We start from the raw sequence: 26,451 nt of genomic DNA, 5'->3' as shown, positions 1-26,451 counted from the left end.
GGGCTCCACTAGTTGAGTCAGTCGATCACTCGCCGACCACTATGAATCCATCGGTGGTCAGTGTGTTGTCCGGGCCGAAAACCAGGTTGCCGTAGGAACCGGTGGCGGGTTCGCCACCATCGGTGAAGTTCAGCGCACCGGTAATTCCGTCATAGTCGAGGTCGGTTCCGGCCTTTGCCAGCGGAAGGCACTGCGCAAAGGTCGTGCACTTCTCGCCACCCTTGGTGACTGCGTTGATATTCGCCGCGATATCGGTACCTGCGGTCGACTTTGCGGCCTCGGCTGCCAGCGCCGAGATCACCACCGCGTCGTAGGACTCGCCTGCGTAATTGAAGTCCACCAGGGCCGGGTTGATGGCCTTGAGTCGGTCCTGGAATGCCGGGCCGACGTCGGTGAGTGGCGTCGTGCCTCTCATCGTGTCCAGCAACGGCTTCGCCACGGATTCGCCGAGTGCGTTACCCATGTTGCCGTCGACGCCGAAGACTGCCATTCCGTCGGACGGTCCGATGCCGACCTCATGCATGCGGGTGATGATCTTCGCCGACTCCTCGAAGCCGATGATGGCCACGGCGTCGGGCGCGAAGGTCTTGACGTCGTCGACCTCGGCGTTGAACGACTGTGCGTTGGGATCGTAGATGATCTTCTGAATCTGATCCGACGGAATGCCTGCCGCCTCGAGATTATCGACGGTATTGCTGGCGAGGCCCGTTCCATAGGGATCGTTCAGCGCGAGAATGGACACGCGCTGTGCGCCGTCCTCGGCGATGAGCTTCGAGAGCGCCTGTGCCTGCAGCACGTCGGTCGGTGCGGTACGGAAGTACTGCCCCTTGTCGGGGTAGCAGACGAACTGATCGGAAGTATTGGCCGGTGAGAACTGGACCACGCCTGCACTGGCGATCTTGTCGATGACCTTGAGCGACACAGAGGACGACGCTGCACCGATGATGACGTCGGAGCCACCGGCGAGCAGACGATCGACGGTCGTCGTCGCAGTATCGGTGGTCGTGTCACCCGAGTCGCCGGGGATGAGCTGGACGGGCTGGGCAAGTACGCCACCGGCCTCGTTCACGTCGTTGATGGCGAGTTGGACACCTGCAACCTCAGGCGGCCCGAGAAACGCGAGAGTTCCGGTCTCGGGGAGCAGAGTTCCCACGACAAGTGGAGTGGTGACCGGCGTTGCGCCCGCAGTGGCCACTTCAGGTGTGCAGTCGGTCGAGACTGTTTCTTCTGCTGCCGAGCTTCCGCCGGCGGCGCTGGTGCTGTCACTCGAATTCGAATCGTCGTTCGAGGAACATCCGAACAGTGCCAATGATGCAGCACCCAACACCGCAGCCGTGCGGACGTAGGTCCGTTTTGCCATCTAGGGTCTCCTTGGTTTGCTCATCGCTATGAAGCACACCTGAGTCGTATGAGGCTCTTGTGTGGATCAGACGGTAGCTGTCCGAGGCGATTTGCGATCAGCGAGAACGAGGCTCGTGACCTTACTGTGACCTGATGGGCAAAAGTTTTACGTGGCCGTAGCCTGAGCACTCCACCGAAGCCGAAAACCCTCGCTTACGCAGTGTTGTCCAGAGTCTCGATAATGATGAGCGCCACGGCTTTCATCGTCGTTCGACGGTCCATCGCTGCATGCTGAATCCACTTGAACGCCGCAGGCTCGGTCAGCGACTGAGACTCCATCAACTTGCCTTTCGCGCGCTCGACCAGCTTCCGCGTCTCGAGTCGCTCCTGCAGATCGACGATCTCGCTCTCCAGCGAAGAGATCTCCGTGTATCGACTGGCCGCAAGTTCGACGGCCGGTATCAGATCGGCCTTCGAGAACGGCTTCACCAGATATGCCATGGCTCCCGCATCGCGCGCCTTCTCGACGAGTTCTCGCTGACTGAATGCGGTCAGGATCACCACAGGTGCGATCCGCTTCTCGGCAATTTCCGATGCGGCGTCGATGCCGTCGCGACGAGGCATCTTCACATCCATGATCACCAGATCGGGTCGAAGTTCGATGGCCAGATCCACCGCCCGTTGACCGTCGGCCGCCTCACCCACCACCTCGTACCCTTCCTCGCGAAGCATTTCCACGAGGTCGAGGCGAATCAGAGATTCGTCCTCGGCAACTACGACACGAAGTGCGGGCTTGCCACTACCTTGCGCAACAGGAGCATTCATACGTACCAGTCTCCTTCGACAGTCATCGCCCATCAGTGCTCGAGCCTTTGAAGGGTACCGGTGCAACACCCCCGCGGCGCATCTTCTAGACTCGTCAATCGTTGCTTGAAGATGCCAGCCCTCGTATCCCAATTGGCAGAGGAAACGGATTCAAAACCCGTCCAGTGTGAGTTCGAGTCTCACCGAGGGCACCACGTAGTACAGGTCGAAGATCGATTGTGAACCGACACCCGCCAGGGTGTCGTGTTTCGCCCGGTGCCTTGCCCCGCATCGCGTGCCATACCGGTTACCAGGATTCGATCGCGGCATGAACGGGTGCGGCAGACTCCGTTGCGGCCCGAGCGTGACTGAGAGTCACTCCGATCGGGATGCTCACGATCAGTACGAGAAGTACCAGGCGATAGCCCACCGCAGGTATCCGCCGAATAGCGTTCCGGGTCGACCGAAGAGTGAGCACCAACGCGATCACCAACGGGACCGCCCCGATATCGACGAGGATCGGAACCCGAAGTAGCGCACCGACAATCACCAGCAGATTGCCCAGATTCCAGCCGGCCAGCCGAATCCATGACAGCTGCGACGTCGGAGCGGGGGCGCCGGTTACCGTGTGGCCGACCGCTAGCGCGCATTGTGCGACACCGCATACCAATACCGAATATGCCGCGAGCCAACTGCCTCGCTCGAGGTCCAGTGGGCCCGTCACCGCAGCGACGAGCCCACCGGCAATGACGAAGCACACGCCCAGAACGTAAGTGACACGTAGAGCGTCTAGCTTCATCTGTCGTGCGAGGCGGTGTTGGACAGCTGCAGTCGCCACGCTTGCGGTCCACGCTCGAGGTAGCTGACCTCGAACCGCCCCGGCGTCCGTTGCTCGATCTGAGCCAGCAAGGGCAGCGGATCGTGTGGCGCGATCAGAATCATCCCCGCCCCCGCCTGCACGGCATCGAGGGCGCCGAAAACGGTGGCATGACGGATGGCATGCGGAACTGTGCGCACATCGAGTTCGGGCAACTCAGGCTCGTCCACGACACCGCATTCGCAGACATGATCGGTTGCCGCATGGCCTTCTCCTGCAGCGACGGTCGACGTCTGGGCTTCGACCTTCGCCCACAGAGCCGCCAAGGATGCCGCTTTCGACTGTGCGAGAGCGGGCAGCGCGCGGCTTTCATAGGTACGCAGGTATTGGCCGACGTGCACCCGCAGACCTGCGACCTCGGCAGCGCCCTCCGCAGCGGACTGCGCTTGCGCTACTCGGAGGCTCGACGCAACGACCGCGTCGCGCTCTTGTGCGACTCGATCTGCCAATGCTTCGTCGATCTCGCGCAAAGCCAGACCGAATTCTGCTGCCTCGGCGTCGAGGAGGTCGGCCAACGGACCGCTGCACCACGCGAGGAGTTCGATTCGCGTTCCGACGGCCAAGCCCTGATCCCCCGCGCTCGCGGCGTCGATCACACGCGTCGCGTAACCGGAAAGCGTGCCGGATACTTCAGCGTGCCGATTCAGGACTGCCTCGATAGCGGCGGCATCGGCGCCGGTGCTGGCGAGGACCACATCGGATCGCGCCGGCTCCGGGATGGGTTCTGGTGTCTTCGCCTTCTCGGACGGAGCCCGTTCTAGCAAGAAAAGCAGTAGGTGAGCTGGGGTGATCGCTTCGACAGAGTGCGGTACGTGTGCATCGACATGAACTATCGCCCCAGCCGACATGTCGATCCGTTCGCCGCCGACCTCGATCACGGCATTTCCTGAAATAGACTGCAACACAATGGGTACCGCCGCAGTGTGCTCGGTCATCACGGCACCGGAATCGATGGTCAAACGAATCATCGTCACTCCCGGCCCCTTGAAGACACGACGAGTCTTGACCTTGCCCTTCTCGACCGGACGCACTTGCTGCGCGTCAATCGTATTTCTGGTTACCAACGCGTGAGTTGCCGCTTCCATGAATAGAAAGTATCACAATGCTTTTTAATCACCTAGGATCGACAGCATGATGCGAGACTTGAGAGACCGGCACGACGTCGAGACCATGGTCGGCGAGTTCTACGAACGAGCATTCGCCGATCCGTTGATCGGTCCGATATTCACCGAGATCGCGGAGATGGATCTGGGCCATCACCTGCCGATCATGTGCGACTTCTGGGAAACAGTGCTGTTTCGCGCAGGCAAGTACAAGCGCAACGCGTTCCAACTCCACGTCGCACTGAACGACAGGTTCCCACTGGAGCAGGAACACTTCGACCGGTGGCTCGAAATCTGGGTCGCCAACGTCGACGAGAGCTTCGCCGGACAGAAGGCCGAGGCAGCCAAGACCCAGGCGCGCCGAATCGCCTACTCGATTCATCGACGGCTTCACGCGAGTTCACGTCGCGAGAACGAATCCGTGAGTACGCGCAGCATCCAAGCGGGTCTGTGATGTCTGAATTTAGCGGATAGTGATACTTTCAAACAATGGCTGATCGGAGCGACAACGCCCATCACGCCGCGCTCGCATCCGAAACGCGGCGGCAGATACTCGACATGCTCGTCGAGGCTCGCGATCCACTCGACGCGCTGAGCATAGCCACCAGAATCGACTTGCATCTCACCACTGTTCGGTTTCACCTCGACCATCTCGAAGGCTCTGGAATGGTTCGGCGCCAGCCGGTCTCGGAGAAGCGTCGCGGACGCCCCCGAACTTTCTACACTGCCACGCCAGTGGTGCGGAGCGAGACTTCTCGAGTACAACTCATCGACGTACTGGCCGAGGCGTTGGCCACCCACGACGACGGTGGCCGCGCGAGTGCGGAAGACGCAGGAAGGCAGTGGGCAGACGACATCATTGCCCAGAACACGATGCCCGGGACGGGCAGCGTCGAACTGCTGACCGTCCTCGACCAACTCGGCTTCGACCCACACACCGATGCCCAGGGAACGATCGAATTGCGAGCCTGTCCGTTTCGCGACTCGGCGGTGGCGCATCCACAAGTGGTGTGTTCGGTGCACCGCGGCCTGATCGAACGAATCCTCGAAATCGAAGAAGACACCAGCCCGAATGTCGCGCTACTCCCCTTCGTGCAACCCGACCTGTGCGTGATCACGAGAACGGGACGACCGAAGCTCCGCGAAGAATAAGTCGTATCTAAAAACGCCTGGTAAACGGCCTTGTAGATAGAGCCTATGGTGGGCTCATGTACATACCCAGCAATCTTCGTTGCCACGACAGAGGCGCAGGCACTTTATGTGCGGAGCGTGTCACTCACCGGTTCGGTGATCCCGCCGGTACCTCGGACGCCAAGTGGGTCTACTACCAGTGCAGTGCGGACAATCAGCACACCACCGGATATGTCGACCGCCCGGTGACCGACTGACAACGGTGGCTCAGACGTCCATCTGGTCCTGCTGGCTGGAATCCTGATGTCGCGCCTTAATTTCCTTCTCGAACCTCTCGATCAGCCGATCCGCCTCGGCCAAAGTATCGTCTCCAGCTCCTTCGTCCATCGAGGCGTCACGCCCCCGCCGGAGTGCAGCCAGTTCTGCGTCGAGCTCATGGTTGTCGAGTACTCGTGGGTCCAACATGATGACCATTGTCCGTCAGCCACTGCTACCCATGCAGCGCTTTCGCAACGTGAGACTGTTTCGATCATGACCACCATCCACAGCTTTGCGCCGATAGTCTCGGAGAATGCGCACACGCTGATACTCGGATCGATGCCGGGAGTCGCGTCACTGACTGCCCAGGCCTACTACGCACATCCACGAAATGCGTTCTGGCAGATCATAGGAGAACTGTTCGAGGCCGGACCGAACCTGGACTACGAAGATCGAGTTGCCGCGCTACGACGCCACGGTATCGCCGTCTGGGACGTGATGAAGCTGTGCACGCGAACAGGAAGCCTCGACTCCGCGATCGTCGAATCCTCCATCGAGATCAACGACATCACCGCGCTCCTCGAATCTCACCCGTCGATCAACCGCATCTTCTTCAACGGTGCCAAGGCCGAGGCCAGCTATCGACGGTATGCGCCGACTACGGCCCGCACCGCCGAAGTCACGATGGCCCTGCTCCCGTCGACGAGCCCGGCGCACGCGTCCATGAATTTCGAGACCAAGCTCGCTGCGTGGGCTGTCGTCGGCCGCTGAACTCGGTTGCGCTGGGCCATCGTTGGTATTCCAGGTCGTCTCTGCGGTTATATCTTCGGTGAGAGAACAATGATCCCAGCCACCCATGGAGCATGCAATGAATGAGAACCACCAGGAGATCGTCGAGCAGCTCATCGAAATCGCATGGATCCTCGACCACAAAGAGTGGGACCGCCTCGGCGAGATCTTCACCGAGGACGCCGAAGGCTACGGCCAGAAGGGTCTGCCGGCGATCACCGCCAACACCATCCGCTACCTCGGCCGCTGCGGGCCCACCCAGCACTTGACCGGCAACTACCGCGTCCGGGTCGATGGAGACCGGGCCACCTCGACGAGCTACATCCGGGCCATACACTTTTCCGCGCCTGGGCGCCCGGTACAGCACTGGGACTTCGTAGGGATATACGACGACAGGTGGTTGCGCACGGATGCGGGTTGGCGGATCACCCACCGTTCGTGTCAGCCCTTGGGCACCCTCGGCGACCTTGTCCTCCCGGTGGAGGAAAGCGCCTGACGGCCTCCACCGTCAGCGACGGCACTGCCTGACAACTTACGTAGCCAGTCGTTCTTTCTTGGGAAAGTGTCGAATGAGACCCTCCTGGACGACGGTGGCCAACAACAGCCCGTCCATCGAGAAGAACCGACCGGTGGCCAGGCCCCGCGAACCAGCGGCTACAGGTGATTCGGTGGCATAGAGCGCCCATTCGTCGAATCGGAACGGCCGGTGGAACCAGATCGAGTGATTGACGGTCGCCGCAACGATCCGATCGAACCCCCATGAAAGCCCGTGAGTGGTGATGATCGAGTCGAGCACTGTCGTGTCCGACGCGTACGCCATCGTGGCCGCATGGTAGATCGACGCATCGGGAAGTTCGCCGTCAGCTTTCATCCACACACGATTGTGCGTGAGCCTCTCACCGGTACCCTGCATGATCCAGGTCGGGTCGTTGGCGTAACGCATATCGATCGGCTTGAGTGCGTTGACGAACATCTGCAGGCGATCTTCGTATCCGATGAAGTGATCGCCGAGCGGAGGCAACGCATCCGGGTACGGCACGTCGGGTAGTTCGACGCTGTGCTCGAGCCCCTTACCGAAGTCCTGGAACGCGGCCAACATCACGAACAACTCGTTGCCGTCCTGAACCGCGGTGACCTGCCGGTTGGCGAAGGCGCGTCCGTCGCGCTGGATGGACACGTGATAGTCGATGGGCTTCTTGACGTCTCCGCCACGGATGAAGTGTGCGTTGACAGCGTGCACATCGCGGGTGGTGCCCTCGACCGTCTTACCGGCCGCGATCAGAGCCTGCGCGAGAAGTTGGCCGCCGAAAGTGCGGCTGCCCACCTGGCGCGGATGCACCCCCCGGTACACACCGTCACCGATCTTCTCGAGGTCGAGCAACTCGAGAAGCGTCTGCAGATCCGTCTTCACATCGGTCCCGGGTAACGCTGCGGCACCGGGTCCCCCCACATCTGCCACTTACCGGTCCTCTTCCCCAATTCGATGCACATGGATCAAGTTGGTCGAGCCTACTGTGCCGGGGGGCGCACCGGCGACGATCACGACCTGATCGCCCTTGTTGTAGCGGCCGAGTTCGAGCAAGGCTTTGTCGACTTCGAGCACCATCGCATCGGTTGTTTCGACCTCTGGCACCAGGAACGTCTCGGTCCCCCAGCTCAAGGAAAGCTGACTACGGACCTCCGGAATCGAGGTGAACGCGAGCAGCGGGAGCGAGGTGTGCAGACGGGCCAGGCGTCGTACGGTGTCGCCGGACTGAGTGAACGCCACAAGCGCCTTGGCATCGAGGCGCTCACCGATGTCGCGGGCAGCATAGGAGATGACGCCACGCTTGGTACGCGGCGTGTGTGTCAACGGTGGAACGCCCTCACCCTCGGTCTCGACTGTTTCGACGATCCGAGCCATCGTGCGCACGGTCTCCATGACGTATTTGCCGACGGAGGTCTCACCGGAGAGCATGACTGCATCGGTTCCGTCGAGGACCGCGTTCGCCACGTCGGACGCTTCGGCTCTCGTAGGCCGCGAATTCTCGATCATCGACTCGAGCATCTGAGTGGCGACGATGACGGGCTTGGCGTTGGCGCGAGCAATTTGAATGGCACGCTTCTGCACCAGCGGTACCTGTTCGAGCGGCAATTCGACGCCGAGGTCGCCGCGGGCGACCATCACAGCGTCGAATGCAAGAACGATGGCTTCGAGATTGTCGACTGCTTCGGGCTTTTCGATCTTGGCGATGACCGGCACTCGGCGGCCGACTCGGTCCATGATGGAGTGGACCAGTTCGACGTCGGCAGGCGAACGGACGAACGACAGTGCGATGAAGTCGACACCGAGATCCAGCGCGAATTCGAGGTCCGCGATGTCCTTTTCCGACAGCGCCGGAACCGATACGTCCATACCGGGCAGGGACACGCCCTTGTTGTTGCTGACCGGTCCTCCCTCGGTTACCCGACAGAGAACGTCGTTGCCTTCGACACCGGTGACGACGAGCCCGACCTTGCCGTCGTCGACAAGCAGGCGGTCGCCTTCCTTGGCGTCCTGTGCCAACTCCTTGTAGGTCGTCGACACCCGATCATGAGTGCCTTCGACCTCGTCGACGGTGATGCGCACCAATTCGCCGGCGGCCCAGGTGGTTTTACCCTCGGCGAATCGACCGAGACGAATCTTCGGGCCCTGGAGGTCGGCAAGAATTCCCACGGCCTTGCCGGTGAGATTCGATGCCTCTCGGACCCTCTCGTAGTTCGCCTGATGATCGGGGTGATCACCGTGGCTGAAATTCAGTCTGGCGACATCCATTCCACTCTCTACGAGTTCACGGATTCGCTCACTGGTAGCGGTCGCAGGTCCAAGGGTGCAAACGATCTTCGTACGTCGGCTCACGAAGACGAGCCTAGTCGGTGTGTCGTTTCTACTCGTCGGCAGAGGCGACCAACGAAAATCTACTCGCAAGTAATAAGACTAAGGCCGTGCTCAAAGCACCTGCATCGGTTCAGATACCGGTGCTGCTCGCCCCAATTGCACTTCTCAGTTTCCTGCCGACCGAGGCCGGATGCACGGTGTCCCGTTCGACACCAGCGGCGAACAGACACAGTCGGGTCAGTCGCCGCCACAACCACGGCACGCACGATCAGAGCGATAGTCCCTATCACCACCCCACCACGGCGGCCAAGACAGTACGCCGCGCCGTCACACTCGCCTGCACGATGCTCGCGAACACCAATGCAAGTGGCGCCGACAAGATAGTCGCAACCGCTTCAGCACCGAGCGCGAAACAAACCGTCGCCAGCACGAGACCGACGAGAGGGAGCGGCAGGGCCACAACCAACATGGCGAGCTCACGGAGGATCTCGAGCGAGCGGCGGGACCCCGCCCCGCCGCTTGTGGCCGTACTTTGGTCCGCATATTGCTACGGCCGGAATCGTCGACTGCCCGTTCCCGGCCGTAGCAATATGCGGTTCATCGTGCGAAGTGTCAGTCCCGCAGGGGCCGACCGTTTTGGTCTCGCACGCTGCCGGTCAGCATCATGATTCCGTCGATCAGCGGCCAGATCCCGCCGATTCCGCAGGTCAACCATGTGACTGCGATCTGAGCGACCGCCATGCCCGGCTGATTGAGGTAAAAGCGTCCGGCACCGAAAGCACCCAGAAGGATACCGAGCAACCCCGCTGTCAGTTTGGACCGGTCCGAAAACGGCTCGCCGGTGACAGGATGCCTACCGTACGGCGCCATGGGATCGACTCCGTACGATGCTCCTGGATAACCCCCGTATGCAGGTTGCGGCGGATATCCGGGCGGCGGATATCCCTGCTGCGGCTGATACCCGGGCGGTGGTGGAAATCCTCCCGGTGGCGGGCCCGAAGGCGGTGGACCGTAACCGCCGCCCTGGTACTGGTCGTAGTACTGATCGTTGGGGTTCGGCTGCGGGTAGCCAGGATCCGGTGTTCCGTACACCGGGCCAGGCTGGCCGTAAGGAGATGCACTGAAGTTTTGTTCGGGCGAAGTATCGCCGTGCGACGGTGCCGTATTCGGCTTGTCGAAGCTGACGCCGGAATCCGGCCCATTGTCGGAGGGGGACGCGGAGTCGGGGGCGGTGAGAGGTGGGTAGCTCGGTGACTCGCCCCACCCCGGACCATTGCCGATACCAGAATGCACGGCCCACCCAGGGCCCGAACCCGAACCCGAGCCCGATCCGATTGCACCGGTCACCGGTCCCGTCTCCGACGTTGCAGGCTGCTCGGACAACGACGCTTCGGCAGTCGCGTCGTAGTCGAACGGTGTGCCGAAATCGGGTGGCGTCTCGATTCGTTCCGTCTCGATTCGTTCCGTCTCATTGTTGGATCCCCCATCGGAGGACCCACTCTCGGGCTGCTTGTCGGGCTCGCTCACCGGCTACTCCTTGCTCGAAATCGATGGCAGCCAGCACAGCCTGCCACATCCATACCGTAAGGTCCTTCAGCTTTCGGCACCCGCTGAAAGCTGCGGGTCGCCGGCGTCACTTACCGGGGGAATCCTTCTCCTGCCCCGGCGTCGGGGCGGAGTCCTTCTCGAGCTCGACCGCCGCGTCATCGGACGTCTGGTCGGATGTCGACTCGGGCTCTTCCGACTCGGTCTTTTCGGTATCCGCAGAGGCGCTCGTGTGGTCCTTGGACTCGAGACTTGCCGGATCTTCGCGGCCCTTCTTCGCCAGTACGAAGTAGAGGACCGCCAGAACGAACACGATGGCCGAGGTGAAGGTATTGACCCGAATTCCCGCGATATGCGTGGCGTAGTCGTCGCGAAGTAGTTCGACCCAGAACCTTCCGGCGCAGTATCCGGCGACGTACAGAGCGAACAAGCGCCCGTGGCCGATGGCGTATCTACGGTCGACGACCACCAACAGCACAACGATGGCGAGGCTCCACAGAAGCTCGTACAGGAACGTCGGGTGAACGACTTTTTCGATCACACCGTTCGATACCCCGGTCAGAGGATCGAGGCGGCCGGCGGAGTTGACGCGTTCGAAGATCTCGAGGCCCCATGCTCGCGTGGTCTCTCGTCCGTACAGTTCCTGGTTGAAGTAGTTACCGATACGACCGATCGCCTGGGCGAGCAGGATCGGCGGTCCGACTGCATCACCGAACGCGGGCAACGGGATTCCGCGACGACGACAGGCGATCCAGGCGCCGACCCCTCCGAGAAGAACCGCACCCCAGATTCCGAGCCCGCCTTCCCACACCTTGAGCGCGCGAACGGGATCACCACCCGGCCCGAAGTAGGTGCTCCAATCGGTGATGACGTGATAGATGCGGCCACCGAGCAGGCCGAACGGGACTGCCCACACTGCGACGTCGAGCACGGTGCCCTTGGTACCGCCTCTGGCCACCCACCGGCGATCACCCCATACGACGGCAACGACGATTCCGACGATGATGAAGAGAGCGTATGCACGCAGCGCTATCGGCCCGATGTACCAAACACCTTGCGGCGGACTGGGAATATACGCGAGAACTGCAGTCGAGGGTCCTACGACGGAATTCACAGGGCTACGTTAGCCGAACGGACACCCTCGGCGAGTTCGCTGGTCAAAGCCGCGACGGCATCCAGACCCTCGTCCACTGCGGACACCAGAGCCGAACCGACGATGACTGCATCGGCGTATCGTGCGATCTCGGCGGCCTGCGCACCCGAGCGCACGCCCAGACCGACACCCACCGGAATGTCGGAATGCTTGCGGATCCGGGCAGTAAGTTCAGGTGCGGACGAGCTGACAACATCACGAGCACCGGTGACACCCATGGTCGACGCCGCGTAGACGAACCCGCGGCTGGCCTTCAGCGTGCTGGCCAGTCGCTCTTCGGTCGAAGACGGTGCAACGAGAAAGATGCGATCGAGATCGTGTGCATCCGAGGCTGCGATCCACTCGTCGGCTTCGTCAGGGATCAAATCGGGAGTGATGATGCCGAGTCCGCCTGCACTCGCGAGATCCCGGGCGAAAGCGTCGATTCCGTAGCGCATCACGAGATTCCAATAGGTCATCACGATGGCCTTGCCGCCGCTCGCGGAGACTCTCTCGACGACCGTGAACACGTCACGCACCCGGGCACCAGCACGAAGTGCGGTATCTGCCGCTGCTTGGATAGTGGGCCCGTCCATGACGGGGTCGGAGTACGGAATACCGACCTCGACGATGTCACAGCCTGAGGACACCATGGTCTCGAAGACCTCGATCGACTTCTCGACCGTCGGGAATCCCGCCGGGAGATAGCCGATCAGTGCGGCCCGATTCTCGTCTTTGCACGCTCTGAACGTGGCGCCGAGCCTGGAAGGTCGTTCGGTCATGCGGGGTCACCCTTTTCGCCGTCTACGTGTGCTTCACCGTCTGCATCCACCAGACCGAACCATTCGGCCGCGGTATCGACGTCCTTGTCGCCGCGCCCGGAGAGATTGACCAGCACGATCTTGTCCTTGCCGAGTTCTCGTCCCAGCTTCAGCGCGCCCGCGATCGCATGCGCCGATTCGATCGCCGGAATGATGCCCTCGGTCCTGCACAGCAGCCGAAAAGCGTCCATGGCCTCGGTATCGGTGATGCCCCGATACTCGGCACGCCCGATGTCGTGCAGGTAGGAATGCTCCGGGCCGACGCCCGGGTAGTCCAATCCGGCTGAAATCGAGTGCGATTCGGTGGTCTGGCCGTCTTCGTCCTGCAAAAGGTATGAGTACGTCCCGTGCAAAGTGCCCGGGGAGCCGCCACTGATGGTGGCCGCGTGCCTACCGGTGTCGACGCCATCTCCTGCAGCTTCGAATCCGACGAGGCGAACAGACGGATCGTCGATGAACGCGTGAAAAATGCCGATAGCGTTCGAACCGCCGCCGACGCAGGCGGCAATGGCGTCGGGAAGGCGTCCGGTCGACGCTTGAACCTGCTGTCGCGCTTCGAGTCCGATGATCCGCTGGAAGTCGCGGACCATGGATGGAAACGGGTGCGGGCCTGCCACGGTTCCGAAGCAGTAATACGTATCGTCCGCATGCGCGACCCAGTCGCGCAAGGCCTCGTTGATTGCGTCTTTCAGCGTCCGAGACCCCGAGGTGACAGCCACGACGGACGATCCGAGCAACCGCATTCGTGCAACGTTGAGAGCCTGACGTTCGGTGTCGACCTCGCCCATGTACACGACGCAGTCCAGGCCCAGCAGTGCACATGCCGTGGCTGTTGCGACACCGTGTTGCCCTGCTCCGGTTTCCGCGATGACCCGCGTCTTGCCCATTCGCTTGGCGAGCAGCACCTGTCCGAGGACGTTGTTGATCTTGTGAGAACCAGTGTGGTTCAGGTCTTCTCGCTTGAGCAGAATCCTTGCGCCGCCGGCATACTCGGACAACCGTGTGGCCTCGAACACCGGGGAAGGTCGCCCCGTGTAATCGCGCTGAAGTCTGTCCAGCTCCGCTAAAAAGGCCTCGTCACTGCGCACCTTGTCGTACTCGACGGTGACTTCTTCGATGACGCCCATGAGCGCCTCCGGAACGTACCGACCGCCGTATACACCGAAGTGCCCGCCGATATCGGGATCGTGTTTGCTGCGGTCGGTCAACCCGAGGCTGCTCTCGGGTAGATCGCCGCCCTTGAAACGGGGGCTCTGAAGGTGGCTGGTCACCTCTCCAGTCTGCCCCAGCGACCGCTACGACCGAAATTCGGGGTTTTATTACCTGCCTTACACGACGAACCGGCGCAAACAAGCGCCGGTAGGTCGTGATTCAGCGTGCAGGCTTAGGGCAGGACGGATGCGTTCCTGCGGTCACCAGATCGGATACGGCAGTACGCGGGTCACCACTGGTGACGAGTCCCTCGCCCACGAGCACAGCGTCGGCACCTGCACCTGCGTAAGCGAGAAGATCTGCCGTTCCGCGGACGCCGGACTCGGCGACCCGAATGATTTCGCTGGGCAGTCCAGGAGCAATTCGGCCGAAACTGTCTCGGTCGATCTCCAAGGTCTTGAGGTTGCGGGCGTTGATCCCGATGACGGTGGCGCCCGCCTCGAGAGCCCGATCTGCTTCCGCTTCGGTGTGCACCTCGACGAGAGCTGTCATACCGAGCGACTCGGTCCGATCGAGCAGAGATGCCAGAGCCTGCTGCTCCAGCGCTGCGACGATCAGCAGAATGACATCTGCTCCGTGGGCACGCGCCTCGTGAATTTGATAGGGCCCCACGATGAAGTCCTTGCGCAGCACCGGAATGCTCACTGCTCTGCGCACGGCGTCGAGGTCGGCCAGCGAACCGTTGAACCTGCGTTCCTCGGTGAGAACGCTGATGATCCTTGCCCCACCCAGTTCGTATGCCTGAGCCAGCACAGCCGGGTCGCCTATATCGGCCAATGCACCCTTCGACGGGCTTGCGCGCTTGACTTCGGCGATGACGCCGATTCCGTCCTCGTGCAGCGCCGCGGTCGCATCCAGCGGTGCAGGCGCCTTCAAAGCGGCAGCCTTCACGGCAGCGAAATCGACAACCGATTCACGTGCTGCGACATCGGCGCGAACACCGTCCAGAATCGAATCGAGAACAGTCATGGTGACCCGAGTCCTTTCCATCCGTGACCTGATGTGAGGAAACTCATCGAGGTCTTCACTAGCGTAGAGGGCGGTTTCTGTGTCACGAATTCCGGGTGCCAGACTCGTCGGTAGGGTCCTCGCCCGCGTCGAGGGCATCCCACAGCATTCGTTCGGTCAAGTCTTCTCCCTCCCCGCTCGCCCCGGTGCCGTCTGCCGCCGACTTGGCCCGACGTGCAACTTCCTCGCGGCGACTGGCCGGAGCGTCGTACTTCGAAGATAATACCTTCCGCGCGGTCGGTTTCCGAAACAGTGCAACGGCCGCGAACAGGGCACTCACTGCGCCGATCAACGCAAGGACAGCGGGCAAGGCGAACGCAACCGTCGAAGTCACCTCCGCACGCGCCGGGAGTTCGGCGATACTGGCCGCCTTGGAATCGGAGACTTCGCCCAGCAGAGATTCCAGTGCAGGCAGGCCCGCGCCGACGGCAACGAGCAGAACGAGAACTGCGAGGACTCTCGACGCAATCCCCTTGACCGCGAATGACGCTGCGACGGCCGCCAGAAGCGCTAGTGCAAGCGGTGTGGATGCCGCAGCCCACGCGCTACCGAGCAGATCCGTCGATCGTTCCTCCCCCAGCCCATCGAACGAAGTTACGTGCACCCACGTCATCCTCGAACTTCCCCACAGGCAGGCTGCACCGATGAGTAGGAGAACGACGGCCACTGCTCCAGAGCGGGACCGGCCGTCCTTCGACGATGTCGCGCTCGAATCGATGGAATTCACATTCGACGAGTCCGAGCTCGCCTTGCCGGGTGTCGCGTCCTCACTCACCGGTCTGTACCTCCCACCGGGCGGAGCGACTGCGCGGCCGCAACGGCACCGAGAACCGCCATCGCCTTGTTCTTGGCCTCGGTGTCCTCGTACTCGGCGACCGAATCTGCCACGACACCAGCACCCGCCTGCACGTACGCCGTCCCATCCTTGATGAGCGCGGTACGAATGGCGATGGCAGTGTCGGCGTCACCGGAGAAATCGAGATACCCCACGATGCCCCCATAGACGCCGCGTCTGGTCGGCTCCAATTCGTCGATCAATTCCATGGCCCGAACTTTGGGAGCACCCGACAGCGTGCCCGCCGGGAAGCATGCCTTGACCGCGTCCAGTGCCTGCTTGCCTTCCGCGAGGCGACCGGCAACAGTCGACACGAGGTGCATGACGTGGCTGTAGCGCTCGATATGCCGATACTCGCTGACCCGGACGGTGCCCGGCGTGCAGACTCGGCCGAGGTCGTTGCGTCCCAGATCGACGAGCATCAGGTGCTCGGCGTTCTCCTTCTCGTCTGCCAGCAGGTCCTTCTCGAGAAGAACGTCCTCTTCCTCGGAGTCGCCGCGCCACCTTGTCCCCGCGATCGGATGCGTCGTCGCCAGACCGTCGACGACGGTCACGAGCGCCTCGGGGCTCGAACCCACGATCGAGAACGCCGTCTCACCGTCGGCACCGGGTACGTGCATCAGGTACATGTAAGGGCTCGGGTTCGAGGCACGCAACATGCGATATACGTCGATGGGGGCCGCATCGGTATCCATTTCGAAGCGCTGTGACAACACCACCTGAAAAGCTTCACCGGCCTCGATCTCCTCGACGAGCCGATGCACATCTTTGCCGAAGCCCTCGGAGGTACGCTGCCGCCGATACTCGGGTTTCGGGCGTGCCATGGTCGACACCGTGGACGAGGCGGGCGCCGCCAGATCCGCACACATCCGATCGAGCCGGGCGATCGCGTCGTCGTACGCCTCGTCCACGCGGTCGACGGTGCCATCCCAGTTGACCGCGTTGGCGATGAGCGTGATCGCTCCCTCGTGATGATCGACCGCGGCGATATCGGTCGCCAGCAGCATGACCATCTCGGGTACGTGCAGATCGTCCTGGGCATGTTCGGGGAGTCGTTCGATCCGGCGGACCGCGTCGTACCCGAGGTACCCCACCATTCCGCCGGTAAGCGGCGGCAGATCCGGCAAGCGTTCGGAACGGAGCAGCTCGAGCGTCCTACCGAGGACCTCCAGAGGGTCACCACCCGACGGGACGCCGGCGGGGACATTGCCGCGCCACACTGCTTCCCCGTCTTCGACGGTCAACGCTGCAGGGGTGCCGGCACCGATGAACGACCAGCGCGACCATGATCGGCCGTTCTCCGCCGACTCCAACAGGAAGGTGCCCGGACGATCTCCACCCAGCTTTCGGTAGGCCGATAGAGGTGTTTCGGAATCGGCGAGAACCTTCCGTACTACCGGAACAACGCGATGTTCGGCGGCAAGCGCTCGGAATTCCGCTCGACTGGTCGTCGCCCCCCTGTCGACGCCGTCGTGAGCACCGGGCAGTGTCGTGGTCTCGCCATGCATACCCCCATTCTCTCAGGTGCTGCACGCCACTCTCGCCGCACGGTAGCCTCCGTGCATGAAACCAGGCGACAAAGTCCTCGACTTCACACTTCCGGACCAGAGCGGCACGCCCCGTTCGCTCGATGCCCTGCTGAAGGACGGTCCACTGGTGCTGTTCTTCTACCCAGGCGCACTGACTCCCGGATGCACCGCGGAGGCTTGCCATTTCCGCGATCTCGCAGCCGAATTTGCCGAGGTCGGTGCGTCACGAGCCGGAATCAGCAACGACACCGTCGCCAAGCAGGCCGAATTCGCTGATGTGAAATCTTTCGACTACCCACTTCTGTCCGACGAGGACGGTTCCATCGCAACGCAATTCGGCGTCAAGCGCGGACTTCTCGGCAAGCTGTCTCCGGTGAAACGGTCCACTTTCGTCATCGACACCGACCGGACCCTGCTCGAGTCCTTCTCGAGCGAATTTCGGTTCGAGGCGCACGCCGACCATGCCCTCGAATTCCTACGAGCTCGAGCGAAGAAGTAGACCCCAGATACCGAAGAGCCGTGGCGGACAAGTTCTATTCTCACGAAGAGTGACAGACTTGTCTCGACGAGTGATCGTGTTCGAAGGAAGGGCTCACCGCGATGGACAGGTCGATGAACGTGACGGCAGAAGGCGCCGAACCTCGTTGGCTCACCGACGATCAGCAAACTGCGTGGCGATCGCTGGTAGCGCTCCTGACACGGCTCCCTGCCGCCCTCGATACTCAGCTGCAACGAGATTCGGGGCTCACCCACTTCGACTACTTCGTACTGTCCGTACTCTCCGAACATCCGGAGCGGCGTATCCAGCTACGCGATCTGGCCAAGTTCGCCAACGCTTCCCTGTCCCGCCTCTCGCACGTGGTCACCAAACTCGAGAAGGTGGGCTGGGTGCGCCGCGAGAGCATCCCCGGCAGCAGAGGTTCGTACGCAGTGCTCACCGACAGCGGGATGGACAAGGTCGTCGAATCCGCGCCCGGTCACGTCGCCACAGTTCAAGCATTGCTGTTCGAAGGACTCGGGGACTCCGAAGTCGCTCGACTAGCCGCACTCAGCGAAGTCATGCTCCGGCAACTCGACAAAGGCATCGCCGAAGGAACAGGCAAAGCCTGAGTCGCCGGCCCGGCAAGACGTCAGGCCAGTAGCAGTCAGCTCAGCAACACGTCCGAGTCGAAGCAGGTGTGGTCGCCGGTATGGCAGGCGGCGCCTTCCTGATCGACCACCAGCAGGACGGTATCGCCGTCGCAATCGAGGCGCACCTCGTGCACGTACTGCGTATGTCCCGACGTCTCCCCCTTGACCCAGTACTGCTCACGTGAGCGGGAGTAGTACGTGCCCTTCCGGGTCTCGAGGGTGCGTGCGAGCGCCTCGTCGTCCATCCACGCCACCATGAGCACACTGCCCGTGCTGCGTTCCTGGGCGACCGCGCTGAACAGGCCCGCCTCGTTTCGCTTGAGACGGGCTGCGATTGCCGGGTCGAGAGTCATCTTCTCCGTTATACCTTTCAGCGAACAACGATGCCGTCGCCGCGCATTGCGGCTTTGACCTGACCGATCGTCAGATCTCCGAAATGAAATACGCTGGCCGCGAGTACCGCGTCTGCACCTGCAGTCACCGCTGGTGAAAAATGCTCCACCGCGCCTGCTCCCCCGCTCGCGATGACCGGGACGTGTACAGCCGCGCGAACAGCCGCGATCATCGGCAGGTCGAAGCCGGCCTTCGTGCCGTCGGCATCCATCGAATTGAGCAGAATCTCACCGACTCCGAGTTCCGCACCGCGCGTTGCCCATTCGATCGCATCGATCCCGGTCCCACGCTTTCCACCATGCGTGGTCACCTCCCAGCCCGAGGGCGTATCCGGTTGCCCGTCGGGAACGGTTCGTGCGTCCACCGAGAGCACGATGCACTGCGATCCGAATCGCTCGCTCAACTCGCGTAGCAAGTCCGGACGAGCAATAGCTGCGGTGTTGACACTGACCTTGTCCGCTCCTGCACGCAGCAAACGATCCACGTCGTCCACGGTCCGCACACCGCCACCGACGGTGAGCGGGATGAACACCTGCTCGGCTGTTCGACTGACGACATCGAGCATCGTGCCTCGATCCGACGTGGATGCCGTCACATCCAGGAATGTGAGTTCGTCGGCTCCCTGGGCGTCGTATGCGGCGGCAAGTGCCACCGGATCACCGGCATCGCGAAGATTCTCGAAGTTCACACCTTTGACCACGCGTCCGGCGTCGACGTCCAGACACGGAATCACACGCACGGCTACGGTCATCGAACACGCCCTTCGAGAAAGTCAGCTGGATCTCCCAATGCACTGATCACGTTCAACAGTTCTTCGTGCGCACCCGGCGACGCCGCTACGACCGACTTCGACTCGATGGTCCACGGTTCGCCGGCCAGGTCGGTGACCACGCCCCCGGCCGCCTTGACGAGAAGTGCGCCTGCGGCGTTGTCCCATGCTTGATGTCCGAATACGACGCATCCGCCGAGAACCCCGCTGGCGGTGTACGCCAAGTCGATTCCGGTGGATCCGTGCATTCGGATGCGAGAGGACACCCGGGAGAGCTCTTCGAGAATCCGGACCCGGTACAGCCCGGGCGTCCGTCCCCGGCTCGCGATGTTGAACGCGCCGAAGCCGATCATCGAGTCCCTGAGCGATCGCTGCTCGAGACGCGGTACAGCAACGCCGTTGAGATGGATCGGCCCACCTACGGTAGCGGTGAAACGCTGCTGAATCAGCGGCAACCACGTCAGCCCGAGCACCGGCACACCGTCGTCGAGAAGTGCCAACAATGTTCCGGCAGAGGGCAGTCCGGCCGAGTAGTTGAATGTGCCGTCGATCGGATCGAGGACCCAGACCGGGCCTTCGTTCAGGTCTGGACCACCGAACTCTTCGCCGTGAACCGGAATCCCGGTCTGCTCGAACAGCTCTGCACTCAGCCGTCGTTCCAACTCGAGATCGACGGCCGTGGCAAAATCATCGGGCCCCTTCTGGATGGCGCTGGGGGCACCGACACCGGCGACGAACCGATCGTGTGTGCCGTCGAGCAATCCGCTTGCGATGCTCAGCAGTCGCTGCGGGTCCAGAGGGAGGCTCATCCTGCTATCCGGATACTGCCGCGAGGGCGTCCGGCAGTGTGAAACGTCCTGCGTACAAAGCCTTTCCGACAATCGAGCCCTCGACACCGCTGCCGACCAAGCCCGCGATAGCGCGAAGATCATCGATAGTCGACACGCCGCCAGAGGCTATTACGGGTGCGTCGGTCTTCGCGCACACCTGGCTCAAGAGTTCGAGGTTCGGGCCGGTCAACGTTCCGTCTTTGGTCACGTCGGTAACGACGTACCTCGAACATCCGTCGCGCTCGAGCCGCTCGAGAACCTCCCACAGGTCTCCACCGTCACTGACCCAACCGCGGCCTCGCAACCGGTTTGCACCGTCGACGATGAGCACATCGAGACCGACTGCAACACGATCGCCGAACTCGCCGATGGCACGCGAACACCACTCAGGATCCTCGAGTGCCGCAGTGCCGAGGTTCACCCGTGCGCAACCAGTGGCGAGGGCAGCTCGCAATGACTCGTCGTCGCGGATACCTCCGGACAATTCCACCTTGACGTCCAGCTCACCGACGACGTCCGCGAGCAACTCGCGGTTGGAACCACGACCGAAGGCTGCATCGAGATCGACGAGATGAACCCACTCTGCACCGTCCCTCTGCCACGCAAGTGCGGCATCCCGCGGGGATCCGTACTTGGTTTCGCTCCCCGCCTCTCCCTGAACGAGACGGACAGCTTCGCCGCCTGCGACATCTACAGCAGGCAATAGGACCAGGCTCACGTGCGGTTATACTACCGGTCCGTCTGCCTCACCCGAACGTCGGGGCGGACCAGCCCCGGTCGTGCCGGGGACCCTCATTCGTCGGGGCCGAGCCCGCGCCGCGTCATCCGTGTCGAGACGACGCCCATAGCCGTGATGGCCGCCGTGATACCGATCGCCACGATGAGCAGACCCCACCCCGGGCCCGGGCGAATCAGCGCAACGACCACCGTAGTGATCATCAACATGAGTGTGGCGCTACCCAGAGACGCGATCGCGAGACGTCCGAACGAAAACTCGCGATCGCGCTTTCTCATAGCGAATCGACCCAGTTCTCCAACAGTGCGGCCCCTGCGTCCCCGGACTTCTCCGGATGGAACTGGGTGGCCGACAATGGCCCGTTCTCGACCGCGGCGAGGAAGTCACCACCATGGTCGGCCCAGGTCAGCATCGGCGCTGCCAAAACCTCCGACGGCTCGAGTTCCCAACGCTGCGCCGCGTACGAGTGAACGAAGTAGAAGCGAGTCTCGGCATCGATACCGTCGAACAGGACGCTCTTCTCGGGAGCGCGGACGGTATTCCATCCCATGTGAGGTAAAACCGGTGCCGCAAGCCGGTCGACGGTGCCAGGCCACTCACCGCAGCCTGCCGCCTCGATCCCGAATTCGACACCCCGTTCGAACATGATCTGCATCCCGACGCAGATGCCGAGTACCGGGCGCCCACCGGCCAACCGTTGACCGATGATCCGATCACCCTTGACCGCCAGCAGACCTTCCATGCACGCAGCAAACGCGCCGACCCCGGGAACGACGAGGCCATCGCACGCAAGCGCAGCCTTCGGATCGGCAGTGACGGTGACGTCGGCACCGACTCGATCCAGTGCCCGCTTAGCGGAGTGCAGATTGCCCGAGCCGTAGTCGAGCAACACCACAGATTTCATGCCGCGAGTCTATCGGTCGCTCGTCGAGCAGATATCGCCACCGCTACCGCCATGATCGCAGCCACGGTTGCGGCCATCCCGAACCCGGCGGTGTACCCGGCCGTTCCGACGATGAGCCCCAGAGCCATTGCACCGGCGCCGGTGCCGGCATCGAAACCGATGTTCCAGGCGGCACTGGCTTGGCTGTATCGCTCCGGTCCTGCGGCGTTGAACACCATCACCAAGCTGTCGTTCTGGGTGGCTCCGTATCCGACACCGAAGATGACGGCGGCGATGAGAAACACCGCACCGGGAGTACTGCCCGACACCGCGAAGGCGAAGACCGCCACGCCCACCGCAACTCCCACCAATGCCGGTGCAAGCGACCGGCCGATTCCGATCCGATCGGCGATCCAGCCCGCCCCGTAACGGCCGACGAGCATCGCCCCGCTGACAACCGAGAGCGCGATGCCGATCAACGAAGCGCGCTCGGATTCTGCGATCGGCAACAGAGTCGTCAGTCCCCCGAACGACGCCGACGCCGCAGCGATGGCGAGGCACGGGATGACGAACTGCACTCTGCTGGTTCGAATCTCGGCATGGGATCCCCTCGACCGAGGTACCGGACGAATTCGAGGCAGAAATGCGATCCCGATCAACCCCAGCATCGGTACCAGTGCCCCGAGGACGTACACCAGGGTCGGGGCAACGGAAAAGACAGCAAGACCCACGGGGAGAGTGACCATCTGCGAGAACGCGATAGCGATTCCCTGTGCTCCCGTTGCTCGACCCAACTGCGCCGCCGGAGCCAACTCGGCGACCAAGGCCGCACCCGCAACCGTGAGCATGCCGAAGCCGACACCGCGCACGGCAGAAATAGCCAACGCGGGTCCCGCAGCGACGGACACGGCGAACACGATCGCAGGCAAACCCAACAATGCGCAACCGGCGGCGAGGACGAGTCGATGGCCGAAGCGTCGCAGAAGGCGAGGAACCAACAGTTGCGTAGCAACGGTGGTGGCCATGAAGACTGCAGTGCTTGCGCCTGCCAACGCGTCCGAACCACCGTTTTCCGAAATCGCCAGTGGAACCACGGGCAGAAGAAGACCGAATCCACCGAACGCCGCAGCGCCCATGACCATCGCTGCGGGAAGCCCGCGGATGGCGAACAACGAACTCAAACCGAAATCACAAAGTGCCCTTGGTGGACGGAATTCCAGTCATCCTCGGGTCGTACTCGACTGCTTCACGCAACGCTCGAGCGACGGCCTTGAACTCGGCCTCGGTGATGTGATGCTGATCGCGCCCGTACAACACACGTACGTGCAGCGCGATGCGAGCGTTCATCGCCAACGACTCGAAAACGTGACGATTGATCACCGTCGCGTAGGGAACTCCGGGATAGCCGCCGATGATCGAATGGACCATGTAGTCGGGCTCACCGGTATGCACGCAATACGGCCGGCCGGAAACATCCACGGACGCATGTGCGAGGGTCTCATCCATCGGAATGAACGCATCACCGAATCTGGTGATCCCCGCTTTGTCACCCAACGCCTGACCGAGTGCCTGGCCGAGCACGATCGCGGTGTCCTCGACGGTGTGATGGGCTTCGATCTCGATGTCACCTTTGGCGTGCACCGTCAGGTCGAACCGGGCGTGTGTGCCGAGGGCAGTGAGCATGTGGTCGAAGAACGGCACCCCAGTGGAGATGTCGACGACACCGGTGCCGTCGAGATTCAGCTCGACCGAAATATCGGACTCTTTCGTCGCGCGTTCGATACGCGCGATCCTGGGCGCCGTGGTCATCTTGTGGACTCCACTTCTTGTTCGGTCTGCAGTTCGGTGCGTGCAAGTCTCGCACTCACTTCGAGGAATCGATCGTTTTCGGCGTCGAGGCCGATCGTGGTACGCAGATAACCGGCGATGCCGACGTCCCTGATCAGCACCCCGTCGTCGAGATAGCGCTGCCACGTCGCCGCTGAGTCGGCAAACCGGCCGAAGAGAACGAAATTGGCGTCACTGGGAATGACGTCGTATCCCATATCGGTCAGCGCAGCCATGACCCGATCACGTTCGGCCGACAGGCGCGCAACACTTTCGAGAGTTTCCGCTGCATGCCGAAGAGCAGCCAACGCCGCGGCCTGGGTGATCACAGAAAGGTGATAAGGCAAGCGCACCAACAACATTGCCTCCACCACGGCCGGCGCTGCAGCAAGATAGCCGAGTCTGCCACCGGCGAAAGCGAAGGCCTTGCTCATGGTCCGACTGACCACGAGCTTGCTCGGGTAGTCCCCGATCAGACCCAGTGCGCTCGGCAGTGCCGAGAACTCCGCGTACGCCTCGTCGACGATGACGATGCCGTTCGCAGCGTCGAGTATCCGTCGCAGATCCGCTTCACCGATGCTGTGCCCGGTCGGATTGTTGGGGCTCGTCACGAAGACGACGTCGGGGTTGCGATCGCCGATCACCCTGACGGCGTAGTCGATATCGAGCGAGAAGTCTTCTCGCCGATTCGCCTCGACCCAATCGGTCTGAGTTCCCGACGCAAGGATCGGGTGCATCGAATACGACGGCACGAAGCCGAGCGATGTTCGACCCGGCCCACCGAATGCCTGCAGAAGCTGTTGAAGGATCTCGTTGGACCCGTTCGCAGCCCAGACATTGGCCGTGTCCACCGCAATTCCGGTTTGCGAGGTCAGGTACTCGGCCAGTGCCGTACGAAGGGCGACGGCGTCGCGATCCGGGTACCGGTGCAGCTGAGCAGCAGCAGCACGGACCGACTCGGCTACATCGTCCACCAGGGCCTGGGTAGGCGGATACGGATTCTCGTTGGTATTGAGCTGCACCGGTACGTTCAGCTGCGGCGCGCCGTACGCCGACTGCCCACGCAGACTGTCCCGTAACGGCAAATCGTCGACGGTGATCGACTGACCAACGACAGCGCTCACGAGGACAACCCTTCGAAACGAAGCCGGACTGCCTCACCGTGTGCTGGAAGGTCCTCGGCATTGGCAAGCGCGATCACGTGACCTGCGACATCCTTCAACGCCGCTTCCGAGTAGTCGACGACGTGGACTCCACGCAGGAACGTCTGAACACTGAGTCCGGACGAGTGACGGGCACAACCCGCCGTCGGAAGAACGTGATTCGAGCCCGCGCAGTAGTCACCGAGACTGACCGGAGACCAGGCGCCGACGAATACTGCACCCGCACTGCGCACCTTCGCGGCGACAGCAGCTGCATCGTTCGTCTGAATCTCCAGGTGCTCGGCCGCATACGCATTCACGACAGCAAGGCCTTGGTCGATGTCGTCGACGAGGATCGTTCCGGACTGCTGGCCGGACAGTGCTGTCGCAACGCGCTCGGCGTGCTTGGTGAACGCGAGCTGTGCCTCCAGGGCCGCGTCGACGGCGTCGGCGAGCTCCGGACTCGTGGTGACGAGAACACTCGCCGCCATGACGTCGTGCTCGGCTTGGCTGATCATGTCGGCAGCGACGTGTTTCGGGTCAGCGGAATCGTCGGCCAGAATTGCGATTTCGGTGGGGCCGGCCTCGGCATCGATTCCGACGAGTCCCCGACACAGCCGCTTGGCTGCAGTGACGTAGATATTGCCGGGTCCGGTGATCAAGTCCACCGGCGCCAGTTCCGTTCCGTCGGTGTCCGTGCCGCCATAGGTGAGCAACGCGATACCTTGCCCGCCGCCGACAGCCCACACTTCCTCGACGCCGAGCAACTGCGCGGCGGCCAGAATGGTCGGGTGCGGCAATCCGCCGAACGCAGCCTGCGGTGGGGATGCCACCACCAAGGAACCGACTCCCGCAGTCTGAGCGGGAACGACGTTCATGACGACCGACGAGGGATAGACAGCGTTGCCGCCGGGAACATAGAGTCCGACGCGGTCGACCGGGATCCACCTCTCGGTGACCGTTCCACCGGGGACCACCGTGGTGGTGGTGTCGGTGCGCCGTTGTTCGGCATGCACCAATCGTGTCCGTGCGATGGCGACTTCGAGTGCCTCGCGCACTGCGGGGTCCAACTCGGCAAGAGCGTCGACGAGCGCCTGAGCAGGGACGCGAACCCGGTCCGGGCGGACGCCGTCGAACTGCTCGGAGTAGTCGAGTGCGGCGTCGGCGCCGCGGTCGCGAACTGCCTCGACGACAGGGCGCACCTGATGCAGAACAGCATCGACATCCACTCCACCTCGTGGGAGAGCGCCGCGTAGTTCGGCAGTGGATGGAGTTCGACCGCGCAGATCCACGCGAGCGAGCTCGATGCGGGCAGACATAGTGTTTCCCTTCGAGGGTCGAAAGTTTCCGGTTGCGAACCTCCAGGATAGTTGCCCCGGATTCGGCTACTGCTTCACGTCCCGCGCTCGACTACTGCTTGGTGTCGAGCACGCTCGGATGAGTCCGACCCTAGAGCGTGGAGAACCTGTGCCGCGAGTTGATTTCTATCGAACACCCC

The 26,451-nt window shown here is 62.4% G+C and carries 32 protein-coding genes and 1 tRNA gene; 8 read left to right on the top strand and 25 right to left on the bottom strand.

Translation table 11 applies throughout. The annotated features are described in order from the left end of the window. Window positions 1-25 precede the first annotated feature (25 nt). Window positions 26-1,360, bottom strand: a complete 1,335-nt coding sequence (locus H2510_RS11565; protein WP_186628432.1) for an ABC transporter substrate-binding protein — start codon at window positions 1,358-1,360, stop codon at window positions 26-28. Window positions 1,361-1,554: 194 nt separating this feature from the next. Then, a complete protein-coding gene (locus H2510_RS11560; protein ID WP_088945552.1) occupies window positions 1,555-2,166 on the bottom strand; it encodes an ANTAR domain-containing response regulator in 612 nt (203 codons plus the stop codon). A gap of 117 nt (window positions 2,167-2,283) precedes the next feature. On the opposite strand from H2510_RS11560, the gene H2510_RS11555 reads away from it, so the two are divergent. Next, a tRNA-Leu gene (locus H2510_RS11555) sits at window positions 2,284-2,360 on the top strand. 92 nt (window positions 2,361-2,452) lie between these two features. Here the strand turns inward: H2510_RS11555 and H2510_RS11550 are convergent. Together H2510_RS11550 and H2510_RS11545 are read right to left on the bottom strand one after the other, a co-directional pair. Next, the gene (locus H2510_RS11550; protein WP_186628431.1) at window positions 2,453-2,944 is read right to left on the bottom strand and encodes a hypothetical protein; all 492 of its coding nucleotides are present in this window, start codon (window positions 2,942-2,944) and stop codon (window positions 2,453-2,455) included. After that, entirely contained in the window at window positions 2,941-4,107 is a 1,167-nt protein-coding gene (locus H2510_RS11545; RefSeq protein ID WP_186628430.1) for a DUF2249 domain-containing protein, read from the bottom strand. Before H2510_RS11545 ends, H2510_RS11550 begins: the two co-directional genes overlap by 4 nt. Before the next feature lie 46 nt (window positions 4,108-4,153). Between H2510_RS11545 and H2510_RS11540 the strand changes: the two genes are divergently transcribed. The 3 genes from H2510_RS11540 to H2510_RS11530 are packed head-to-tail and all read left to right on the top strand — an operon-like array spanning window position 4,154 to window position 5,513. Beyond that, a complete protein-coding gene (locus H2510_RS11540) occupies window positions 4,154-4,579 on the top strand; it encodes a group III truncated hemoglobin (protein WP_222438590.1) in 426 nt (141 codons plus the stop codon). Between the two features lie 35 nt (window positions 4,580-4,614). Then, window positions 4,615-5,277, top strand: coding sequence for a metalloregulator ArsR/SmtB family transcription factor (locus tag H2510_RS11535; protein ID WP_186628429.1), 663 nt, complete (start codon window positions 4,615-4,617; stop codon window positions 5,275-5,277). Between the two features lie 56 nt (window positions 5,278-5,333). Beyond that, entirely contained in the window at window positions 5,334-5,513 is a 180-nt protein-coding gene (locus H2510_RS11530) for a hypothetical protein (RefSeq protein WP_186628428.1), read from the top strand. 10 nt (window positions 5,514-5,523) lie between these two features. Here H2510_RS11530 and H2510_RS11525 read toward each other — a convergent pair whose 3' ends face one another. Then, window positions 5,524-5,721: a hypothetical protein gene (locus tag H2510_RS11525; RefSeq protein WP_186628427.1), complete on the bottom strand. Its 198-nt coding sequence runs from the start codon at window positions 5,719-5,721 to the stop codon at window positions 5,524-5,526. A 66-nt stretch (window positions 5,722-5,787) separates the two neighbouring features. Between H2510_RS11525 and H2510_RS11520 the strand changes: the two genes are divergently transcribed. Next, on the top strand, window positions 5,788-6,285 hold the full coding sequence (locus tag H2510_RS11520; RefSeq protein ID WP_186628426.1) for a DNA-deoxyinosine glycosylase: 498 nt from the start codon (window positions 5,788-5,790) through the stop codon (window positions 6,283-6,285). A 97-nt stretch (window positions 6,286-6,382) separates the two neighbouring features. Then, window positions 6,383-6,799: a nuclear transport factor 2 family protein gene (locus H2510_RS11515; RefSeq protein WP_186628425.1), complete on the top strand. Its 417-nt coding sequence runs from the start codon at window positions 6,383-6,385 to the stop codon at window positions 6,797-6,799. A 36-nt stretch (window positions 6,800-6,835) separates the two neighbouring features. Here the strand turns inward: H2510_RS11515 and H2510_RS11510 are convergent, their stop codons facing one another. The 10 genes from H2510_RS11510 to H2510_RS11465 form a co-directional block, all read right to left on the bottom strand. Then, window positions 6,836-7,762: an acyl-CoA thioesterase II gene (locus H2510_RS11510; protein ID WP_186628424.1), complete on the bottom strand. Its 927-nt coding sequence runs from the start codon at window positions 7,760-7,762 to the stop codon at window positions 6,836-6,838. Continuing rightward, window positions 7,763-9,181, bottom strand: coding sequence for a pyruvate kinase (pyk, locus tag H2510_RS11505; protein ID WP_136172103.1), 1,419 nt, complete (start codon window positions 9,179-9,181; stop codon window positions 7,763-7,765). It abuts the gene before it with no gap. Window positions 9,182-9,446: 265 nt separating this feature from the next. After that, window positions 9,447-9,629: a hypothetical protein gene (locus H2510_RS11500; protein ID WP_186628423.1), complete on the bottom strand. Its 183-nt coding sequence runs from the start codon at window positions 9,627-9,629 to the stop codon at window positions 9,447-9,449. A gap of 143 nt (window positions 9,630-9,772) precedes the next feature. After that, window positions 9,773-10,687, bottom strand: a complete 915-nt coding sequence (locus H2510_RS11495; RefSeq protein WP_186628422.1) for a TM2 domain-containing protein — start codon at window positions 10,685-10,687, stop codon at window positions 9,773-9,775. A gap of 106 nt (window positions 10,688-10,793) precedes the next feature. Next, on the bottom strand, window positions 10,794-11,819 hold the full coding sequence (gene lgt / locus H2510_RS11490) for a prolipoprotein diacylglyceryl transferase (protein WP_315901335.1): 1,026 nt from the start codon (window positions 11,817-11,819) through the stop codon (window positions 10,794-10,796). Continuing rightward, window positions 11,816-12,619, bottom strand: a complete 804-nt coding sequence (gene trpA / locus H2510_RS11485; protein ID WP_186628421.1) for a tryptophan synthase subunit alpha — start codon at window positions 12,617-12,619, stop codon at window positions 11,816-11,818. The genes lgt and trpA overlap by 4 nt, the downstream gene beginning before the upstream one ends. Beyond that, window positions 12,616-13,929 (bottom strand): tryptophan synthase subunit beta, encoded by a 1,314-nt coding sequence (gene trpB, locus H2510_RS11480; protein ID WP_186628420.1) that lies wholly within the window; start codon window positions 13,927-13,929, stop codon window positions 12,616-12,618. Before trpB ends, trpA begins: the two co-directional genes overlap by 4 nt. Before the next feature lie 100 nt (window positions 13,930-14,029). After that, a complete protein-coding gene (gene trpC, locus H2510_RS11475; RefSeq protein WP_186628419.1) occupies window positions 14,030-14,839 on the bottom strand; it encodes an indole-3-glycerol phosphate synthase TrpC in 810 nt (269 codons plus the stop codon). An 82-nt stretch (window positions 14,840-14,921) separates the two neighbouring features. Continuing rightward, window positions 14,922-15,605, bottom strand: a complete 684-nt coding sequence (locus H2510_RS11470; protein WP_397517353.1) for a TIGR02234 family membrane protein — start codon at window positions 15,603-15,605, stop codon at window positions 14,922-14,924. A 44-nt stretch (window positions 15,606-15,649) separates the two neighbouring features. Continuing rightward, complete coding sequence (locus tag H2510_RS11465) at window positions 15,650-17,221, bottom strand: anthranilate synthase component I (RefSeq protein WP_186628418.1); 1,572 nt, start codon at window positions 17,219-17,221, stop codon at window positions 15,650-15,652. A 55-nt stretch (window positions 17,222-17,276) separates the two neighbouring features. On the opposite strand from H2510_RS11465, the gene H2510_RS11460 reads away from it, so the two are divergent. After that, window positions 17,277-17,741 carry a peroxiredoxin gene (locus H2510_RS11460; protein ID WP_186628417.1) on the top strand — a complete coding sequence of 155 codons (465 nt, stop codon included), beginning with the start codon at window positions 17,277-17,279 and terminating at the stop codon, window positions 17,739-17,741. Between the two features lie 113 nt (window positions 17,742-17,854). Next, window positions 17,855-18,352, top strand: coding sequence for a MarR family winged helix-turn-helix transcriptional regulator (locus H2510_RS11455; RefSeq protein WP_186628416.1), 498 nt, complete (start codon window positions 17,855-17,857; stop codon window positions 18,350-18,352). A 35-nt stretch (window positions 18,353-18,387) separates the two neighbouring features. On the opposite strand, the gene hisI is transcribed toward H2510_RS11455, so the two are convergent. The 10 genes from hisI to hisD all read right to left on the bottom strand — a co-directional run bounded on the left by hisI (window position 18,388) and on the right by hisD (window position 26,272). Further along, window positions 18,388-18,726 (bottom strand): phosphoribosyl-AMP cyclohydrolase, encoded by a 339-nt coding sequence (hisI, locus tag H2510_RS11450; protein ID WP_084346556.1) that lies wholly within the window; start codon window positions 18,724-18,726, stop codon window positions 18,388-18,390. A 17-nt stretch (window positions 18,727-18,743) separates the two neighbouring features. Beyond that, a complete protein-coding gene (gene hisF, locus H2510_RS11445; protein WP_186628415.1) occupies window positions 18,744-19,517 on the bottom strand; it encodes an imidazole glycerol phosphate synthase subunit HisF in 774 nt (257 codons plus the stop codon). Next, on the bottom strand, window positions 19,514-20,344 hold the full coding sequence (locus H2510_RS11440) for an inositol monophosphatase family protein (protein WP_186628414.1): 831 nt from the start codon (window positions 20,342-20,344) through the stop codon (window positions 19,514-19,516). Before H2510_RS11440 ends, hisF begins: the two co-directional genes overlap by 4 nt. A 4-nt stretch (window positions 20,345-20,348) precedes the next feature. Next, window positions 20,349-21,083 (bottom strand): bifunctional 1-(5-phosphoribosyl)-5-((5-phosphoribosylamino)methylideneamino)imidazole-4-carboxamide isomerase/phosphoribosylanthranilate isomerase PriA, encoded by a 735-nt coding sequence (gene priA, locus H2510_RS11435; protein WP_186628413.1) that lies wholly within the window; start codon window positions 21,081-21,083, stop codon window positions 20,349-20,351. Window positions 21,084-21,157: 74 nt separating this feature from the next. Beyond that, window positions 21,158-21,379, bottom strand: a complete 222-nt coding sequence (locus H2510_RS11430; RefSeq protein ID WP_186628412.1) for a hypothetical protein — start codon at window positions 21,377-21,379, stop codon at window positions 21,158-21,160. Then, on the bottom strand, window positions 21,376-22,005 hold the full coding sequence (gene hisH, locus H2510_RS11425; RefSeq protein ID WP_186628411.1) for an imidazole glycerol phosphate synthase subunit HisH: 630 nt from the start codon (window positions 22,003-22,005) through the stop codon (window positions 21,376-21,378). The genes H2510_RS11430 and hisH overlap by 4 nt, the downstream gene beginning before the upstream one ends. After that, window positions 22,002-23,126, bottom strand: a complete 1,125-nt coding sequence (locus H2510_RS11420) for an MFS transporter (RefSeq protein WP_186628514.1) — start codon at window positions 23,124-23,126, stop codon at window positions 22,002-22,004. Before H2510_RS11420 ends, hisH begins: the two co-directional genes overlap by 4 nt. Window positions 23,127-23,172: 46 nt before the next feature. Then, window positions 23,173-23,793 carry an imidazoleglycerol-phosphate dehydratase HisB gene (hisB, locus tag H2510_RS11415; RefSeq protein ID WP_084346562.1) on the bottom strand — a complete coding sequence of 207 codons (621 nt, stop codon included), beginning with the start codon at window positions 23,791-23,793 and terminating at the stop codon, window positions 23,173-23,175. After that, window positions 23,790-24,935, bottom strand: a complete 1,146-nt coding sequence (locus H2510_RS11410) for a histidinol-phosphate transaminase (protein ID WP_186628410.1) — start codon at window positions 24,933-24,935, stop codon at window positions 23,790-23,792. Before H2510_RS11410 ends, hisB begins: the two co-directional genes overlap by 4 nt. Continuing rightward, entirely contained in the window at window positions 24,932-26,272 is a 1,341-nt protein-coding gene (gene hisD / locus H2510_RS11405) for a histidinol dehydrogenase (protein ID WP_186628409.1), read from the bottom strand. Before hisD ends, H2510_RS11410 begins: the two co-directional genes overlap by 4 nt. Between the last annotated feature and the right edge of the window lie 179 nt (window positions 26,273-26,451).

Origin of the sequence: Rhodococcus sp. BP22 (assembly GCF_014281965.1) — a bacterium.
Classification (GTDB): domain Bacteria; phylum Actinomycetota; class Actinomycetes; order Mycobacteriales; family Mycobacteriaceae; genus Rhodococcoides.
This window is presented reverse-complemented; position numbering and strand designations above follow the sequence as displayed.